The organism is Exiguobacterium sp. BRG2, from assembly GCF_031844245.1.
Classification (GTDB): Bacteria; Bacillota; Bacilli; order Exiguobacteriales; family Exiguobacteriaceae; genus Exiguobacterium_A.
Genome location: NZ_JAUZUW010000001.1, coordinates 98,778 through 115,836 on the forward strand (window position 1 = coordinate 98,778; position 17,059 = coordinate 115,836).

At 47.5% G+C, this 17,059-nt stretch carries 18 protein-coding genes; 17 read left to right on the forward strand and 1 reads right to left on the reverse strand.

Annotation, left to right across the window (positions count from 1 at the left end; genetic code table 11):
* The first annotated feature begins 113 nt into the window (after positions 1-113).
* Together Q9R23_RS00525 and Q9R23_RS00530 are read left to right on the forward strand one after the other, a co-directional pair.
* The gene (locus Q9R23_RS00525) at positions 114-2,414 is read left to right on the forward strand and encodes a glycoside hydrolase family 65 protein (protein ID WP_214856709.1); all 2,301 of its coding nucleotides are present in this window, start codon (positions 114-116) and stop codon (positions 2,412-2,414) included.
* 188 nt (positions 2,415-2,602) lie between these two features.
* Positions 2,603-3,454, forward strand: a complete 852-nt coding sequence (locus tag Q9R23_RS00530; RefSeq protein WP_311246242.1) for a YitT family protein — start codon at positions 2,603-2,605, stop codon at positions 3,452-3,454.
* A gap of 259 nt (positions 3,455-3,713) precedes the next feature.
* Here the strand turns inward: Q9R23_RS00530 and Q9R23_RS00535 are convergent, their stop codons facing one another.
* Entirely contained in the window at positions 3,714-4,523 is an 810-nt protein-coding gene (locus tag Q9R23_RS00535; RefSeq protein ID WP_214854762.1) for a Cof-type HAD-IIB family hydrolase, read from the reverse strand.
* Between the two features lie 198 nt (positions 4,524-4,721).
* Here Q9R23_RS00535 and Q9R23_RS00540 point away from each other — a divergent pair, with 198 nt between their 5' ends.
* From Q9R23_RS00540 to Q9R23_RS00610, 15 genes are all read left to right on the forward strand, one after another.
* A complete protein-coding gene (locus Q9R23_RS00540; RefSeq protein ID WP_035409317.1) occupies positions 4,722-4,916 on the forward strand; it encodes a YjzD family protein in 195 nt (64 codons plus the stop codon).
* Positions 4,917-4,979: 63 nt separating this feature from the next.
* Complete coding sequence (iadA, locus tag Q9R23_RS00545; protein WP_311246243.1) at positions 4,980-6,113, forward strand: beta-aspartyl-peptidase; 1,134 nt, start codon at positions 4,980-4,982, stop codon at positions 6,111-6,113.
* Between the two features lie 13 nt (positions 6,114-6,126).
* A complete protein-coding gene (locus Q9R23_RS00550; protein ID WP_214854767.1) occupies positions 6,127-6,615 on the forward strand; it encodes a thioredoxin family protein in 489 nt (162 codons plus the stop codon).
* The gene (locus Q9R23_RS00555; RefSeq protein ID WP_311246372.1) at positions 6,608-7,387 is read left to right on the forward strand and encodes a phosphatidylserine decarboxylase; all 780 of its coding nucleotides are present in this window, start codon (positions 6,608-6,610) and stop codon (positions 7,385-7,387) included. The genes Q9R23_RS00550 and Q9R23_RS00555 overlap by 8 nt, the downstream gene beginning before the upstream one ends.
* A gap of 59 nt (positions 7,388-7,446) precedes the next feature.
* A complete protein-coding gene (locus tag Q9R23_RS00560; RefSeq protein WP_214855936.1) occupies positions 7,447-8,787 on the forward strand; it encodes an ArsB/NhaD family transporter in 1,341 nt (446 codons plus the stop codon).
* A gap of 136 nt (positions 8,788-8,923) precedes the next feature.
* The gene (locus Q9R23_RS00565; RefSeq protein WP_290715730.1) at positions 8,924-9,508 is read left to right on the forward strand and encodes a YqeG family HAD IIIA-type phosphatase; all 585 of its coding nucleotides are present in this window, start codon (positions 8,924-8,926) and stop codon (positions 9,506-9,508) included.
* Positions 9,509-9,651: 143 nt separating this feature from the next.
* Positions 9,652-10,761: a ribosome biogenesis GTPase YqeH gene (gene yqeH, locus Q9R23_RS00570; RefSeq protein WP_023467421.1), complete on the forward strand. Its 1,110-nt coding sequence runs from the start codon at positions 9,652-9,654 to the stop codon at positions 10,759-10,761.
* Positions 10,761-11,549: a shikimate dehydrogenase gene (gene aroE / locus Q9R23_RS00575; protein ID WP_214854769.1), complete on the forward strand. Its 789-nt coding sequence runs from the start codon at positions 10,761-10,763 to the stop codon at positions 11,547-11,549. The genes yqeH and aroE overlap by 1 nt, the downstream gene beginning before the upstream one ends.
* 2 nt (positions 11,550-11,551) lie before the next feature.
* Positions 11,552-11,845: a ribosome assembly RNA-binding protein YhbY gene (yhbY, locus tag Q9R23_RS00580; protein WP_023467424.1), complete on the forward strand. Its 294-nt coding sequence runs from the start codon at positions 11,552-11,554 to the stop codon at positions 11,843-11,845.
* Positions 11,842-12,411 (forward strand): nicotinate-nucleotide adenylyltransferase, encoded by a 570-nt coding sequence (nadD, locus tag Q9R23_RS00585; RefSeq protein ID WP_035409307.1) that lies wholly within the window; start codon positions 11,842-11,844, stop codon positions 12,409-12,411. The genes yhbY and nadD overlap by 4 nt, the downstream gene beginning before the upstream one ends.
* A complete protein-coding gene (yqeK, locus tag Q9R23_RS00590) occupies positions 12,401-12,976 on the forward strand; it encodes a bis(5'-nucleosyl)-tetraphosphatase (symmetrical) YqeK (protein WP_035409306.1) in 576 nt (191 codons plus the stop codon). Before nadD ends, yqeK begins: the two co-directional genes overlap by 11 nt.
* The gene (rsfS, locus tag Q9R23_RS00595; protein ID WP_023467427.1) at positions 12,973-13,320 is read left to right on the forward strand and encodes a ribosome silencing factor; all 348 of its coding nucleotides are present in this window, start codon (positions 12,973-12,975) and stop codon (positions 13,318-13,320) included. The genes yqeK and rsfS overlap by 4 nt, the downstream gene beginning before the upstream one ends.
* A complete protein-coding gene (locus Q9R23_RS00600; protein WP_214854775.1) occupies positions 13,320-14,048 on the forward strand; it encodes a class I SAM-dependent DNA methyltransferase in 729 nt (242 codons plus the stop codon). Before rsfS ends, Q9R23_RS00600 begins: the two co-directional genes overlap by 1 nt.
* A 228-nt stretch (positions 14,049-14,276) precedes the next feature.
* A complete protein-coding gene (locus Q9R23_RS00605) occupies positions 14,277-14,885 on the forward strand; it encodes a helix-hairpin-helix domain-containing protein (protein WP_290755112.1) in 609 nt (202 codons plus the stop codon).
* Positions 14,885-17,047 carry a DNA internalization-related competence protein ComEC/Rec2 gene (locus Q9R23_RS00610; RefSeq protein ID WP_311246244.1) on the forward strand — a complete coding sequence of 721 codons (2,163 nt, stop codon included), beginning with the start codon at positions 14,885-14,887 and terminating at the stop codon, positions 17,045-17,047. Before Q9R23_RS00605 ends, Q9R23_RS00610 begins: the two co-directional genes overlap by 1 nt.
* Positions 17,048-17,059 lie beyond the last annotated feature (12 nt).

A 17,059-nucleotide genomic window follows, 5' to 3' on the forward strand; every position in this document is an offset into this window, starting at 1 on the left:
AACGATTGCATTGATGCTTTTTATGTGTACAATAAAGAATGTAGAGTATAGATGAAACGCTTACATGATCAGATTGACTGACATGCGTAGCATAAAAAAGGAGCGACTTGACGATGAAACGACTTTTTGAGGTCAATGAGTGGAAAATTACAGAGCTTGGTTTTCATCCAGAAGATAATCGATTGGCAGAATCGATGACATCGATCGGAAACGGTCATATGGGAATGCGCGGAACGTTTGAAGAAGAGTACACAGGGGACACGCATCAAGGCATGTATGTCGCAGGTGTTTATTATCCGGATAAGACACGTGTCGGCTGGTGGAAAAACGGTTATCCGGAGTACTTCGCGAAAGTACTCAATGCTGTCAACATCATGGGTTTGAAAGTATCTGTCAACGGAAAAACTGTTGATTTGAATACGTGGGAAGTCATCGACTTCAAACGTGAACTTGATATGCAACATGGTGTGTTGACGCGGGCGATGTTGTTGAAGCATGGAGAAGAAGAGATAAAAGTCGAATCCAAGCGTTTCTTCTCGATCGTCGATAAAGAAATTGCTGCCTTGCAATATACGGTAACACCTGTCAATTTCGAAGCAGAGGTCATCATTGAATCATATCTCGATGCGGATGTTGAGAATGAAGACTCAAACTATGATGAGAAGTTCTGGCTTCCCGTTGAACACGGAATTGAAGAACGGTTTGGTTATGTCACATCAAAAACAAAAAAGCTCGATTGGCATGTGACGGCAGCTATGATCACGGACGTCGAAGGCGCACGGTGTGAGGTCGTCGATGGCAATACGCAGTACGTCGCGAATCGTTTCACGAAACAAGCCGCAGTAGGTGAGGGTGTCACTGTCGAGAAATTCGTTGCGCTCGTAACGAATCGCGATCATGAAATCGATGCGTTACTGGAGCAAGCGATGAAACGGGTTCACGTCGCATTCGAATCAGGCTTTGAACCATTGCTTGCGACACATGAAGCAGCTTGGTTGCACCACTGGGAAGAAGCGGATGTGAAGATTGAAGGTGATGTCGAGGCACAGCAAGGGATTCGTTTCAACATCTTCCATATGTTCCAGACCTACACAGGTGAAGACTCACGCCTCAACATCGGACCAAAAGGCTTCACGGGCGAGAAGTATGGTGGTGCGACGTATTGGGATACAGAAGCGTACTGCTTGAACTTCTACCTTGCGACGTCGAAACCGGAAGTGGCTTGGAATTTACTCAAGTATCGCCACAATCAATTACCGCAAGCAAAAGAAAATGCGGATAAGAATGTTGGGATGAAGGGTGCGCTTTATCCGATGGTGACGATGAACGGAGAAGAGTGCCACAACGAGTGGGAAATCACACATGAAGAAATTCACCGGAACGGTGCAATTGCGCATGCGATTTATAATTACACGAACTACACGGGTGACACATCGTATCTCGGACAATACGGATTTGAAGTGTTAGTCGAGATTGCTCGTTATTGGGCAAGCCGTGTCAATTATGTGGCGCATAAGGATGTCTATATGATTCTTGGGGTGACGGGACCAAATGAATACGAGAACAACGTCAACAACAACTGGTATACGAATTTGATCGCAGCATGGTGTCTCGAATATACGCAGACCGTTCACCGTCATTTGGCACAAGAAGAACCAGAACGTTTGCAAGAACTCATGCATCAATTAGCGTTGACGGATGAGGAACTGGCGAAGTGGGCAGATATCGACGCGAAGATGTATTATCCAAAAGATGAAGCAGCTCCTGGTATCTTCATGCAACAGGATGGCTTCATGGATAAGGAACAAATCCTGGTCGCTGAACTCGATCCAAAACATCTTCCGCTGAACCAGAATTGGTCTTGGGACCGGATCCTTCGCTCTGTATTCATCAAACAGGCAGATGTCCTGCAAGGTCTCTACTTCTTGACGGATCGCTTCAGTCTAGAAGAGAAGAAAGCGAACTTCGATTTCTATGAACCACGTACGGTTCACGAATCATCATTATCTCCGTGTATCTACTCGATCATTGCAGCGGAAGTCGGCTATGAGGAAAAAGCGGTCGAACTGTACCAACGTTCGGCACGACTTGACCTTGATAACTACAACAATGATACAGAAGACGGATTACACATCACGTCGATGGTTGGATCTTGGATGTCGATCGTCCACGGGTTCGCCGGATTACGGGTAGCGAACGATACGTTGTCCTTTAAGCCGATGTTGCCAAAAGGCTGGACGAGCTATGCGTTCCGGATGCAGTGGCGCGGTCATCATATCCATGTCCATGTTCAGCCAAACGCCGTCGAAATCACTCAGACGGAAGGCGAAGCATTCAGCTTAAACGTTCATGGAACGACTGTAGAAGTTCCGGCAGGAGGAAAGATTACGGTGCCTGCTTCGATGACAGTATAAATACGATGAAAAAGAACCGATGCCAAGTCGGTTCTTTTTTTGTGTAACACGAATTAGAGGACACCTTTGTCACAAATGAAAACGCCATCATGAAAAAGAACATCAATCTTTGGAAATCTTGACTATCCGGCGACATTTGAATGTGCTAAAGTGTTTCAAGATAGTTATGAATGAGAGGAGAACGGCGTGTGACAGCAGTAGTAAAGGAAAGTATGTTAAAAGTGATCGTGGCTACGATTGGAGGATTCGTCATTGCCGTTGCCATGAACTGGTTTTTGATTCCAAGTGGTGTTTATTCGACTGGATTTACAGGACTTGCCCAAATCTTGACGCAAGTCCTTCAAAATACAGCGTTTGCGTTTGGTGAAAACGTTTGGTTCTTAGCGCTGAACATCCCTTTGATCGTGCTTGCATGGATCATGTTAGGTCGGAGTTTTACAATCGTCACGTTGATTTCGGTTCTGGCAACGACGATTTTTATTGGCCTTATTCCTCAATATGCTGTCATACCAGGTGATCAGACACTGAATGCAGTGTTTGGAGGGGTCTTGCTTGCGATTGGTACCGGTATCACGATTAAATTCGGTGCTTCGACGGGTGGGTTTGATATCGTTGCCCTCATCTTTGCCCGTTTTTCCGATCGCAGTGTCGGCTTATATCTGTTCGTCTTGAACTTTTTGATCGCGCTATTGGCAGGTGCCTTGTTCGGCTGGTCGACTGCCTTATATACGATCGTCTTCATCTACGTGACTTCTAAGGTCGTCGATGAGATTCATACAAGTAACCAACGCTTGACGATGTTTATCGTCACGAATCATGCGGATGACATCACGACGGCTCTGCATCAGCACATCATTCGTGGAATCACGCAGATTCCTTCGATCGGTACGTATTCACGAGCTGAGAAAGCGACGTTGATGATGGTCATTGAGCGTCACGAATTGCGGGATATCGAACGGATTTGTCGGGAAGCGGACGAGACAGTATTCATCAACGTCGTCGCGACGGACTCGGTCGTCGGATACTTCCGAAAAGGATAATGAAAAGAGGCTGACTCAAAAGTCAGTCTCTACAAAGATAAGGGTGGCAGAATGATGATCTGCCATCCTTATCTCGTAACAAAAAGAATGACGCGTCACACGCCACTCCTACAGGGACAAGCGCATTTATGCGCTGTCAGAGACGAACAAGACCCGCTTTTCTGCTCCAACGAAGCAGGAAAACTGGCTTGTGTCTCGCCTGAGGAAAGGGCGTGAAAAGACGCGTCATTCTTTTTTGAGTCAGCCTCTTTATCTGTTTTCATGTGAGTCCAAGTACGTGTCTCAAGTAATACGCGATCCCGTCATCCTCGTTTCGCTTCGTCGTGCCGTTTGCCAGATGTTTCAGCGCAGGGATGGCATTACCCATCGCGACACCATGTCCAGCATATTCGATCATCTCTAAATCATTTTCCTCATCACCAAACGCGACGATCTGTCGGGAATCAATTCCGAGATGATGCGCGATGTGAGCAAGACCGACCGCCTTACTTGTACCTTTTCGCATCACTTCGACCATGAATTCAGGTTTCACCCATTGACGATTAAGTACTGTCTCAGCATGGACACCAGATAGTTCGGAACGAATCTCATCGACATGTTCTCCTTTAGCATGAATCAAAAGTGACGTTGGTTCGTGAAGAAGTACTTTTCGTAAATCTCCTGTTGTGACAGACAAGGCATGATCGGTATAAAATTCGTAGATACCGACTGGATCATATTGAAAATAGACATGATCCGTGACTTCACAAACGATATTTTGTGTCTTTGTTTCAGCGACGGATTCCAAAATATGTTGGACGGTCTTGAGTGGAATCGGATGGTGCTGGACTTCAAAATGAACATTCTGCGGGTGATGAACGAGACCACCGTTAAAATTAACGATCGGTGTCGTCAAACCGAGCTGTTCGTAATATTTCCTGGCGTGACGAAATGGTCGTCCAGTTGCGATGACGACTTCGTGACCGTTTGCACGTGCACGTTGAAGCGCAGCGATGTTCGCCACACTGATCGTTTTATCATCCTTTAAAAGGGTGCCGTCGAGATCGACAGCAATTAAGTGACGGGTCATGATGAAATCCTCCGCTTTCTTTTCGTTAATTCTACTGTATCATATGAAGCGATTGTCCTTCGTATGAAACGAGTAAGTTTTTCAAGGAAAAGAAAGCGCTTGAAAAAATTAGAGAAAAGCTGTTGCTTAGATTAAAAAATGGTATACTACAAATCGTAGGATAACTCTATAGTACGTTATGGAAACGGAGGGGAAATCATGCGTTTTCTCGTTACATTCTTTTGGTCATTCTTACTCGTGAACACAGCCGTGTTCATCGTATCAGCGGTTGATGCAGTATCGTATAGCTTTGGATTCGCGACAGCGATGTCTGTCGTCACTTCACTTGTCGTCTTCGCACTCGATGCCGTCAATGAAGATTTAGGTCTTGGTCAAGGGACTAAGGCAGAATAAGGAAAAGCGAGATATCGTCACTTGGACGATAGGCTCGCTTTTTGTCTTAAGGAGGAATGAGCGATGATCGTCATCGAACAGGTCATGTGGCAACAGATGCCGCAAAATGTCTACATAGCAGGAAATCAGATCATCGGAATCGGTTCCTACACCATAGATGAAGCACTGATTACACACCGAATTGATGGTCGCGGCAAACGGCTAGTTCCTGGTTTCATCGACGGACACTTACATCCAATTGGTGGAGGAGGGGAAGGCGGATTTGCGACACGAACGGCTCCGTTGACTGTTCGTGACATATTCGAAGGCGGTGTCACGACAGTCATCGGATTGCTCGGAACAGATGGCTGGACGCGAACCGGAATTGATCTACTGGCACACATACGAGGATATGCCGCATTCGGTATTCGTCCCTTTCTCTTGAGCGGAAGTTACATGGTGCCACCCGTCTTCCTGACACATTCGACAGGGCATGATATCGTCCTCATCAATGAAGTGATTGGCATCGGAGAGATTGCCATCAATGATCACCGATCGACACAGCCGACTGCCCATGAACTCGCGCGATTAGCATCAGAGGCTCGAATCGCCGGCATGGTCAAAGGAGTGTCGGGAACGATGAACGTCCATATTGGAGACGGGAAACAAGGGCTCGATCTGTTACATGAGGTGATTGATACGACGGACCTCCCTATCGGACAATTCCTTCCGACGCATATCAACCGGAGTGAACGGATTTTTGAGGCGGGACTCGCTTGGGCGAAACGGGGAGGTCGAATCGATTTTACGACGTGTACGACGGAAACTTTCATTGCGGAAGGCGAGATTCCAGCAGGACAGGCTGTTGCTCGTGCTTTAGCAGCGGGAATCCCACCCGAGCAGATCACGATGTCGAGCGACGCTGGCGCAAGTCTTCCGGCGTTTGATGATGTAGGTCGATTAGTGCGAATCGATACAGGAAAACCCTCTTCCTTGATGCAAGCCGTACGCGATGCAGTAGAGCGTGGTGTTGCTTTTGATCAGGCAATCTCGACGATCACGCGGCATGTCGCGGATGCATATGGCGTTTCGGGTGGGCGGATAGCGACCGGAGAACGTGCTGATCTGTTACTGATTGATGACGCTTTGCAAATCGATACGATTCTTGCGAATGGTCATGCTATAATGATTCAGAAAAAATGGCTTATACCAGAATGACGGAGGGATAGACGTGTCAAAGAAGTCGAAACGAAAAAACACGAAAAAACCGCAATCCAAGGCGAACTGGATTACAGCGGGAGTCATCGCCTTGATCGTATTGGTTGGAGGATTACTGCTCGTCTTCACGGATCGTGATGATTCCGCATCGAAGAATGGCAATCTAACAGCTACACAAGTCGCAGATAAAGTAAAATCCGGTGACGAATTCTATACGTATTTCTATCAAACGGGATGCGTGCACTGCGAAAAAGTAAAACCATATCTTGTTCCGCTTGGTGAAAAACAAGACATTCCGTTCGAACAGATCGATCTTGCTGTCGAACAGTCGGCTTGGGATACGTTTGGCATCGAGGGTACACCGACTGTCGTTCACTTTAAAGACGGTAAGGAAGTCGGACGGGTAGCTGGTGAACAAACAGAAGACAGCTACAAAGAGTTCTTTGCTGGAAAAGAAGTAAAGGATTCAAAAGAAGAATCATCCGGTGATCTCAATGATTAAAAAATGGTTCTACTCTCGCGTGTTCGAGTTAAATGGACACCCGCTTGTTGCCAAACAACTGAAACGTTTTGCGATGAGCCGTATCAGTCGTCCGTTTATCGGTCCGTTCGTTCGGGCATATGATTTGAATATGGCAGAAGCGACTCGGAATTTAGAAGCGTATTCGAGTTTACATGACGTTTTCATTCGTCATGTCAAACCGGAAATGCGACCAATTGATCAATCAGAAGGCGCATTCGTCAGTCCATGTGACGGTATATTGTCTGTCGTTGACGACTTGACGGCTGATAGCCGCTTTACCGTCAAAGGACAATCGTATACGGTATCCGAGTTACTCGGTTCCCATCATGAAGCACAGCAATATGTCGGGGGACGTGTGATGATCTTTTACTTGAGTCCGCAAAACTACCACCGTGTCCATGTACCGATGGACGGAACGGTCCGGACCAGTTATACGCTCGGTCGGGATTCGGCACCGGTGAATGAGATCGGTCTCACACATGCGCTTCGTCCATTGACACGGAATTATCGTCGCGTGACACGTATCGTCCAAGGAAAACATGCACTTGAACATGTCATGGTCGGCGCACTGAACGTCAACTCGATCGTTCGGACGAACGAGTCGAAGGACCTTCGTCGCGGGGATGAGTTTGGATACTTCTCATTCGGTTCGACGGTCGTCCTGATTTGTCCGAAAGAGGCATTGACGTTAGACAGTCAAGCGATTGGACCAGTTTTAATGGGGCAACGCCTCGGACAATGGCATTCATGAGAGCGAGGCGCCCGTTCGGGGCGTCTCCTTACGTTTAGGAGGAATGAATCATGCCGGCAATGGCATTAGCAGAAGTCGGAAGTACACAGGTCCAGACATATATCGCACTTATCATTTTTTTAGTGACCTATGGCTTCATCATCAGTGAAAAAGTAAGCCGGGCGATCGTCGCCTTGCTTGGAGCGCTCGCGATGGTCATCGTCGGCATTGTGGATCTCGAGACTGCATTATTTGAATACATCGAGTGGGGAACAATCGTCTTATTAATTGGGATGATGATTCTCGTTACGATTGCCAATCAATCTGGATTGTTTGAATATATTGCGATTCGTGCGGCGAAGACAACAAAAGGAGACCCAATCAAAGTGTTGATTCTATTATCCGCATTGACGGCACTTGGATCTGCCTTTTTGGATAACGTCACGACAGTCTTATTGATCGTTCCGATCACTTTCTCGATTACAAAGATACTTAAAATCGCGCCGTTTCCGTTCTTGCTCGCCGAAGTATTATTTGCGAACATCGGTGGGACGGCGACCTTGATTGGCGACCCACCGAACATCATGATCGGTGCCGCGAATCCACACTTAACGTTCAATGCCTTTTTGCTGAATCTTGCACCGATCATCCTGATCATTACGGTCGTGACGATCGGCATTCTGTACTTCGTCTTCCGGAAGCAACTGCACGTCGAGGCAGAAGATCGACAAAAATTGATGGAAATCGATGAAAAGAGTTATATTGTCAGTCGAAAACTCGTCACGCGGAGTAGTGTCGTACTCGTTAGTACGATTGCACTCTTCGTGTTGCATCCGATGCTTGATCGAATCGGACTCCATCTCGAAGCACCAGCGATCGCAATTCTTGGAGCGACCGTCCTGATGTTGCTAACGATTGAAAACGATCATCAGCTGGAAGGAATCTTTGCGCGTGTTGAATGGACGACGATCTTCTTCTTCGCCGGACTATTTGTACTTGTTGGTGGAATTCAGGAAGCAGGTATCATTCGATATCTTGCGGAGAAGACGATTGATCTGACAGGCGGTGACATTCAGACGACAGCAACTGCTGTTCTTTGGTTGTCCGGTATCGCGAGTGCGACGATTGACAACATTCCGTTTGTCGCGACAATGATCCCGCTCATCAATGATGTCGCTGCTGGGATCGGACTTACACCAGCAGATGCGAAAGTGGATGTTTTATGGTGGTCCCTCGCACTCGGTGCATGTCTCGGTGGTAACGGGACATTGATCGGTGCATCGGCAAACGTCATCGTCGCGGGTCTTGCGACACGACAAGGTGAAAAATTCACCTATATGCGCTTTTTGATTTACGGAGCACCGATCACGATCGTAACGTTGATCCTATCCCAACTCTATTTGTGGATTCGGTATTATTAAGAAAACGGGAGGTTCGCCTTCCGTTTTCTTTTGTGCGTCGCTCTTGCTACCTGATTGTGCTATAATCGAACGATAAGAGCATAACTGTTTCTTAAACTTAACTATAGAGCTAGACCATTATCTGGAGGTTTTATTCTTGTTCAAACGACTTTATCCGAAACATTTCGTGGCTTCGATCTACGATATCGACCTTGAAATGCTCAAACGAAACGGTGTCAAAGCTATTTTGACCGATCTTGATAATACGCTCGTCGCATGGAATATCGCAGATGCTCCAGACGAATTGGTTGCTTGGCTGGATATGGTGAATAATCAATATGGTTTTGACGTCATCATCGTATCGAACAATAACGGAGACCGCGTCAAGAAGTTCGCGGATCCACTCGGACTGCATTATATTGCGCCTGCTCGAAAACCGCTTCCTATCGGGTTTAAACGGGCATTGACGGAATTCGGCTATCACGCGAAAGAAGTCGTCTTCTTAGGAGACCAACTCTTCACGGATGTACTCGGTGCAAACTCCGTTGGAATCGAAGTCATCCACGTTCAACCCGTCGTTAAGACGGACGGTGTCGTCACGAAATTCAATCGCCTGATGGAACGTGTCATTTTCCACCGGATGAAACGCAAAGGAATCTATAAATTGACACAACGCGTCAAGGAAGATCCTTCTGCACTGGAGCATCCGATCGAAACACTTCGTCAGGATAAGCAACAATAACCCTGTCAGATCGGTAGATGAAAGGGAAGGCAGCAGTCGCAACATGTACGGCGAGAGGTCGGAAGTTACGCTCTTGGAGTAGCGAGCAGGGCGCTACGGTGAAAAGAGAAGGGATATCGTTCCCGCATGCGGCTCAACATAATATGATCGAAGAAATCCACTGCGCTGGTTGTGGTGTCGCCATTCAAACGGAAGACACGAAAGCACCAGGATACGCACCTAAATCCGCACTTGATCGTGAAATGGTCATTTGCCAACGTTGCTTTAAATTAAAGCACTACAATCAAATTCAAGATGTATCGTTATCGGACGATGATTTCGTTAAAATTTTAGACGGAATCGGTCAAAAAGATGCACTTGTCGTTAAAATCGTTGATATCTTCGATTTTAATGGAAGCTGGTTACCGGGATTACATCGGTTCGTCGGTAAAAACGATGTCTTACTCGTCGGGAACAAAGCCGATTTATTACCGAAGTCACTCAACCCGAACCGTCTCATGAACTGGATGCGTCAAGCATCGAAAGAACTTGGATTACGTCCAGTCGACGTTCATCTGATCAGTGCGAAAAAGGGGCACGGAGTCGATGAACTCGCTGAAAAAATCGATTATTATCGAAAAGGCCGCGACGTCTATGTCGTTGGTTGTACGAACGTCGGGAAATCGACACTGATCAACCAAGTCATCAAACGCTTCGGTGAAGAAGATGAAGCCGTCATCACGGTCAGTCACTTCCCAGGAACGACACTCGACTTGATCGACATTCCACTCGACGATAACTGTAACCTGTATGATACACCGGGGATCATCAATCATCACCAGATGGCTCACTATGTTGATGCAAAGGACTTGAAGCTGATTACACCGAAAAAAGAGATCAAGCCACAAGTCTTCCAAATCCATCCGCAACAGACACTCTTCTTCGGAGGTCTTGCACGATTGGACTATATGGAAGGGAACAAGCGTTCATTCGTCATCTACATGTCGAACGAATTGAAAGTTCACCGGACGAAGCTTGAAAAGGCAGACGATTTATACGCGAACCACAACGGTGAGCTGTTGTCTCCGCCAAACGAAAAGACGCGTGAGATGCTACCGCCGCTTGTCCGTCATGAATTCAGCCTCCGCGATAACATGAAGACGGATATCGTCTTCAGTGGACTCGGGTGGGTTGCGGTTCACGGAAAAGGTGGACGTGTCGCTGCTTACGCCCCGAAAGGTGTCGCTGTATCCTTACGTGAGGCGCTCGTCTGATGCGCTTTGCCGTCATCGGTCATCCGATTGCCCATTCACTTTCACCTGAGCTGCATACAGCTTGGCTGGAAGCGGCTGGGCTTTTCGGCTGTTATGACCTTATCGATGTAACGGAGCATGAATTGCCACGAATCATTACAAAATTACGTACACATCAGCTAGATGGAATCAATGTGACGATTCCCCATAAGACAGCAATCATTCCGTTCCTGGATCGGCTGGAGCCGGCAGCTCAAAAAGCGGGCGCCGTCAACACGGTATACTGGAAGAATGGGCAGTTGATTGGTGCGAATACAGATGGAATCGGATTCGTCCGTGCGTTGACAGAACGTCGTCCGTCATTTCAAAAGACACTTGTCCTTGGTGCGGGCGGTGCAGCGCGAGGAATCATTGCTGCGCTACCGGGAGATGTGACGCTCACGAACCGCACAGAAGAACGCTCTAGGGTGGTTGCCGATGAATTCGGAACACACGTCTTGCCATGGCACGAAACATTTGATTTAACGAGTTACGACGTCATCATCAATACGACTTCTGTCGGGATGGCGCCACATGTCGAAGCACGTCCGATCGAATTGACAGAGACGAACGCTTTGATTTGTGATATTATTTATCGACCGACGCCGACCCGTCTATTGCGTGAAGCGACTGAAAAAGGTCTCGACACACTCGACGGCGTCCCGATGTTCGTCTTACAAGCGGCTGAAGCATTTGAACGCTTCACCGGACAAGCACCTGATCTCGCACTTGGCGAGCAGGTGATACGAAAGCAATTGGAGGAGTTTTAATCATGTTAACAGGTAAACAAAAACGTTTTTTACGCGCGACAGCTCACGATCTAAACCCGATTTTCCAAGTCGGTAAAAATGGAGTCGGCGAAGCGATGTGTGCTGATTTGATGGATGCCCTTGAAAAACGGGAACTCTTGAAAGTACAAGTACTACAAAATTGTGCGGACGCACCAAAGGATGTCGCACAAGAACTCGTCGCAGGAACTAATGCTGAACTCGTTCAAGTCATCGGAAAAGTCATCGTTCTCTATAAAGAATCAAAAGAGAACAAGACGCTCGAATTGCCACGATGAAAATCGGACTGATGGGCGGAACGTTCGACCCTCCGCATATCGGTCATCTCCTGATTGCCGAACAAGCGCAGGAACAACTCGAACTTGATGCGGTCTGGTTTTTACCAGCGAATGTACCACCGCATAAACAACGTACTGTCACAGACGCAACTAAGCGTCTCCGTCTTGTAGAAGAAGCAATTGCATTGAACCCTGCCTTCTCTGTCTCTGCGATTGAATTTGAGCGAAAAGAACCTTCCTATACGTATGATACGATTCGTGCACTCAAGCACCGATACCCGGAGCATGAGTTTCTGTTTCTAATCGGCGCAGATTCACTCGTGAGTCTCGATACGTGGTATCAAGCCGAACGGTTATACGAGGAAGTCGTCTTTGGTGCCGTCGCTCGACCGGGCAGTCGGTATCTGATTCCGCGTGGTGCCCGTGTGAAAGCGGTCGATATGCCATTGTTAGAAATTTCTTCGACGGATATCCGGCAACGGGTCGCGCGCGGACGGAGCATTCGCTATCTTGTACCGGAAGCCGTTCGACAACGGATTGAGGAGTGGAATCTATATGCGCCTTGAAGAAGCACGTCAAATCATTGAAAACACATTGCCTGAGCGACGCTATGTGCATACGTTAGGTGTCGTCGAGACGGCACGACACTTGGCTCTTAAATATGGTGTTGACGAAGAAGAAGCAACACTTGCTGCCATGCTCCATGATTATGCAAAATACCGCGATACGAATGAGATGCGTTCGATTGCCGTTGAATTGAATCAACGGATCTTACTCGACTATGATGACGAACTACTTCATGCGCCAGTGGGTGCGGAGCTTGTGCGTCGAGAACTTGGTCTTGATTCAGACGTGATTTATCAAGCCATCGCGAATCATACAACAGGGGCACCTGGTATGCCGTTACTTGATCAAATCATCTTCGTGGCGGATGCGATTGAGCCGAATCGTAGTTATTCGGGTGTCGAAGCGCTTCGTGAAGTAGCCGAGCAGGATTTGACGGACGCCGTCATCGCAACACTCAGTCAGACGATTCATTTTTTATGTACGAAACAAGCTATCATCTTTCCGCGAACGATTGAGACCTATAATGCCTTCGTCGCGGCCAAACGAAAGGGGACCGTCCTATGACAGTCGAACAAGAATTACAATTAATCGTAAATGCCATCGACGATAAACGTGCTGAAGATATCGTCGTCCTGAATATGTCGAGCATCTCACCAGTTGCCGACTATTTCGTCATCTGTGAAGGAAATTCAGAAAAACAAGTACAGGCGATCGCGCGTGAACTCAAAGAAGTCGCGCACGAACATAACCTGCCGATCAAACGCCTCGAAGGATTCGATGCGGCACGTTGGGTGTTGGCGGATCTTGAAAACGTCGTTGTTCATGTCTTCCACCGTGACGATCGTGATTACTATAACCTCGAAAAACTATGGGCAGATGCTCCAAAGGTTGAAGTCGAGGTCAACTAATGGCATACGAACAGTTCGCCTACATCTATGATGAATTGATGCAAGACGTCCCTTACGATCAATGGGTTGACTGGGTCAAAGCATACGTTCCGATTGGAAGTACGATTGCTGATATCGGATGTGGAACGGGTACGGCGACGCTTGCATTAGCGGCACACTATGAGATGCTCGGGATCGATTTATCGGAAGAGATGCTCGAAGTCGCACAGGAAAAAGCGATGGAAGAGGGATTGACTATTCAATTCTGGGCGCAAGACATGCGCGAAATCGAATTGCCGACACCTGTCGATGCCGTGACGATCCTATGCGACTCCTTGAATTATCTCCGGACGGAAGAGGATGTCAGACAGACGTTTACACATGTTTCAGGAATCCTCAAAGAGGGTGGACGTCTTTTGTTTGATACACACTCTCCTTACAAGATGGAGACGTTGTTCAATGGAAAGACGTACGCGACACATGCGGAGCAAAGTTCATATATCTGGTTCGCGGATCCTGGTGAAGCACCGCTTTCTGTCGTCCATGAGCTGACTTTCTTCATCGAGGAGGAGGACGGTCGTTATGAGCGTGTCGATGAAACGCATCATCAGCGGACATATCCTCCAGCACAATACGTAACATGGTTACGCGACGCAGGATTCCGGGTTCTCGCGGTCACTGGCGATTTTGGACCGGATGCTCCTTCTGAGACAGCCGAGCGGATTTTCTTCGTTGCTGAAAAAATGTAAAAGTGATCTCATCCGTCTTCTTTAAGCGATACACGTTCGTGTTGCTTGAAGGATACGGATTTTTTGTTCGTCAAACAGAGGCTAATTCAAAGTAACGGTATGGATGATATGACCTTCATCCGACATAACATACCGTATCGTGTTGTAAAAGAGTGGTTAGTACGTATTCCTTCGTTTCCTGAAGTCCGTAGCGACCTGTTAGAGTCGTAGGAAAAGGAGGGATTCGTCTTGACCGTTCCACGTTTACAACAGATCGCAGGTCTCGTCGTCGTCCTACTACTCATCATTTTATTGTTCGTACCATTACCCTCTTGTTCGAATGAAGCGATGGTCGATCAACCGTCCTTAACGGATAAACAACAAGAGGCAAAAGCAGAGCCAGCAGAAAAGGATACCTCGATTCGTGACAAACTCATCATGGTCGATGTGAAAGGGGCGGTAGAAGCACCTGGACCCTATCAATTCCACCTCGGTGATCGAGTGAAGGATGCAATCGAAAAAGCAAAGACGACTGCGAAATCTGACATTCGACAAATGAATCTCGCGGCACGCCTCATTGATGGACAGGAAGTCATCGTGCCGGTAAAAAAGACGAAAGATCAGCCAAAACCAACGAAACGCTCAAAAGCAGAGATACCGAAAGGATTGATTGACCTCAATGCGGCAACGGCGGAACAATTGATGGAGGTTCCGGGAATCGGTCCTGCCAAAGCAGAAGCGATCTTGGCCTACCGTGAGGAGAAGGGAGGATTTGCGACGTATGAATCACTCGGCGATGTGAAGGGCTTTGGGGAAAAGACGTTAGAATCGCTTAAATCCTACCTGATCGTCTACTGATGCCACTTCATGCGCTGTTCGTCCTTTTATTCATTGTCGCCATCAAAGAATCGATCTGGTGGTTAGTGTTCCTGATGCTCTTTGCGATCATGAAGTCATGGTCTTTTTCAATCGGTCGTCTTTTCTTCTTGTTCATTCTGAGTTGTCTATTCATCGGAATGGGTCATCTGTCACCTGAACTGCACGACGTCTCGTCTGTTGACATCTTGTCAGGGAAGCGTAATGGAGATCGAATTCGTTATGAGGCAGAGAGTAACGGTCAATCGATTCTATTGACGGCAACGATTGCAGAAGAAGAGACGGGATACGAACGAATCGGGCACTCCTGTCGCATAAATACGGAACCGCTCGATGTCCGCCAACAATCGAATGCGGGAGGGTTTGATGAACAGCAATTCATGCATACACATCGTTACGCTGGAAAGTGGGAAGTCCGTTCATTTGATTCCTGTCATCGGACACCTGGGTATGCGGCAGAAGGAAGACGGGTACGTGAAGTATGGCTAAAACGGATCGAAGAATTGTTACCACAAAAGCAAGCATTCTACGTCGAAGCGCTTGTGTTTGGTGAGGATCGACTAATGGATCAAGTGACGCTCGAACGGTTTAAGAAATTCGGCTTATTACATGCAATCGTCATCTCAGGATCACATATCGCTTTTTTAGTATTTAGTCTGCTGTATGTCTTACGAAAAATCAGAATGACAAAAGAAAAACGACTTGATATCGTTCTGATCTTACTGCCGATTTACGGATGGTTGACGGAGTGGAGTCCTCCAGTCACTCGGGCTGTGCTTGTCGCGATCATTCTGTTGCTCGGTCGTCGTTTCCACAAACCGTTAGATCCGGTCGAGGTCATTGCGGGGGTCGCGGCTTTTCAATTAGCGATTCAACCAACTGTCATTTACGATATCGGATTTCAATTGACGGTCGGGCTGACGCTGTTTCTTGTGCTGTCGAGACGACTCATGGGTTCGGTTCGTCGTCCTTGGAACTGGCTGCTGATCAGTGCTTGGGCACAGTTTGGAACCCTCCTCTTTTTACAGGGGATTGAACAGACGACGGTTTCAATTTGGTCGCCATTGTTAAACCTATTGATTGGTAGCTGGATTGAATGGGTGATTCTGCCGGGATCGTTCATTCTTGCGACCCTCCCGTTCTTACCGATTCGTTCAACGTTTCAAATCGCGCATCAGTACGCGATTCAATGGATGGATCAAGCGTTACGACTGGCGGAGGATCTGCCGCTAGCAATGGTTGCCGTTCCAGCATTTTCTCCGATCGTCTTGACAATCGTCGTTGTCGGAACAGGAATCGCATGGTTCATTGCTGAGCGGAGATGGTGGGGGCATGCTCTCCCGCTGATTCTTTTACTTACGGCATGGGGCTACACCGAGTGGCGCGTACCTGAACAAATCACGTTTTTAGATGTTGGACAAGGGGATAGTATCGTACTTGAGAAAGCAGGAGAGACGTTCGTCGTAGACACAGGTGGTGTTTATCAGCAAACGACGCATCCACTGCTCCGTCCGTTTGATCCGGGTAGTCATATCGTCGCGCCCTTTTTATTCACACGAGGAGAAGCAGAAATCGACGGTCTCATCGTGACGCATGCTGATCATGATCACGTCGGTGGACTGCTAGGATTACTGCGTCAAGTTCGCGTGAAAACCATTTATTTAGGGGCGTATGACAACACGGATGAGAAGCGAAACGCTTTGATTCGTTCGATCGAAGCAACTGGGACGCGTGTCGAGTTCGTACAAAAGGGGCAAACGATTCGTCCTTGGTTGCAAGTGCTTGCACCGACTGAACGAAAAGAAGAAGAGAACGATCGGTCTATCATATTACTTGCGCAGATCGCCAAGCAACGTGTTTTACTGACTGGTGACGCTGGACTAGCAATCGAGGACGAGTTAACGATTGGTCCGATCGATATTCTAAAAGCAGGACATCATGGTTCGAACACATCGACCGGTGAAGAACTCTTGCAAAAGACGAATCCGAAGATTGTCATCTTGTCAGTCGGGCGAAAAAATCGATACGGGCATCCGCATCCGGACGTCCTCGAACGAATCGGAACAAATCGGATCGTCTTTCGAACGGATGAGGATGGGAGTGTAACTTGTTCTTCAGCGGGCTGTGAACCTATGATAAAATAAAAAAACAGCAAC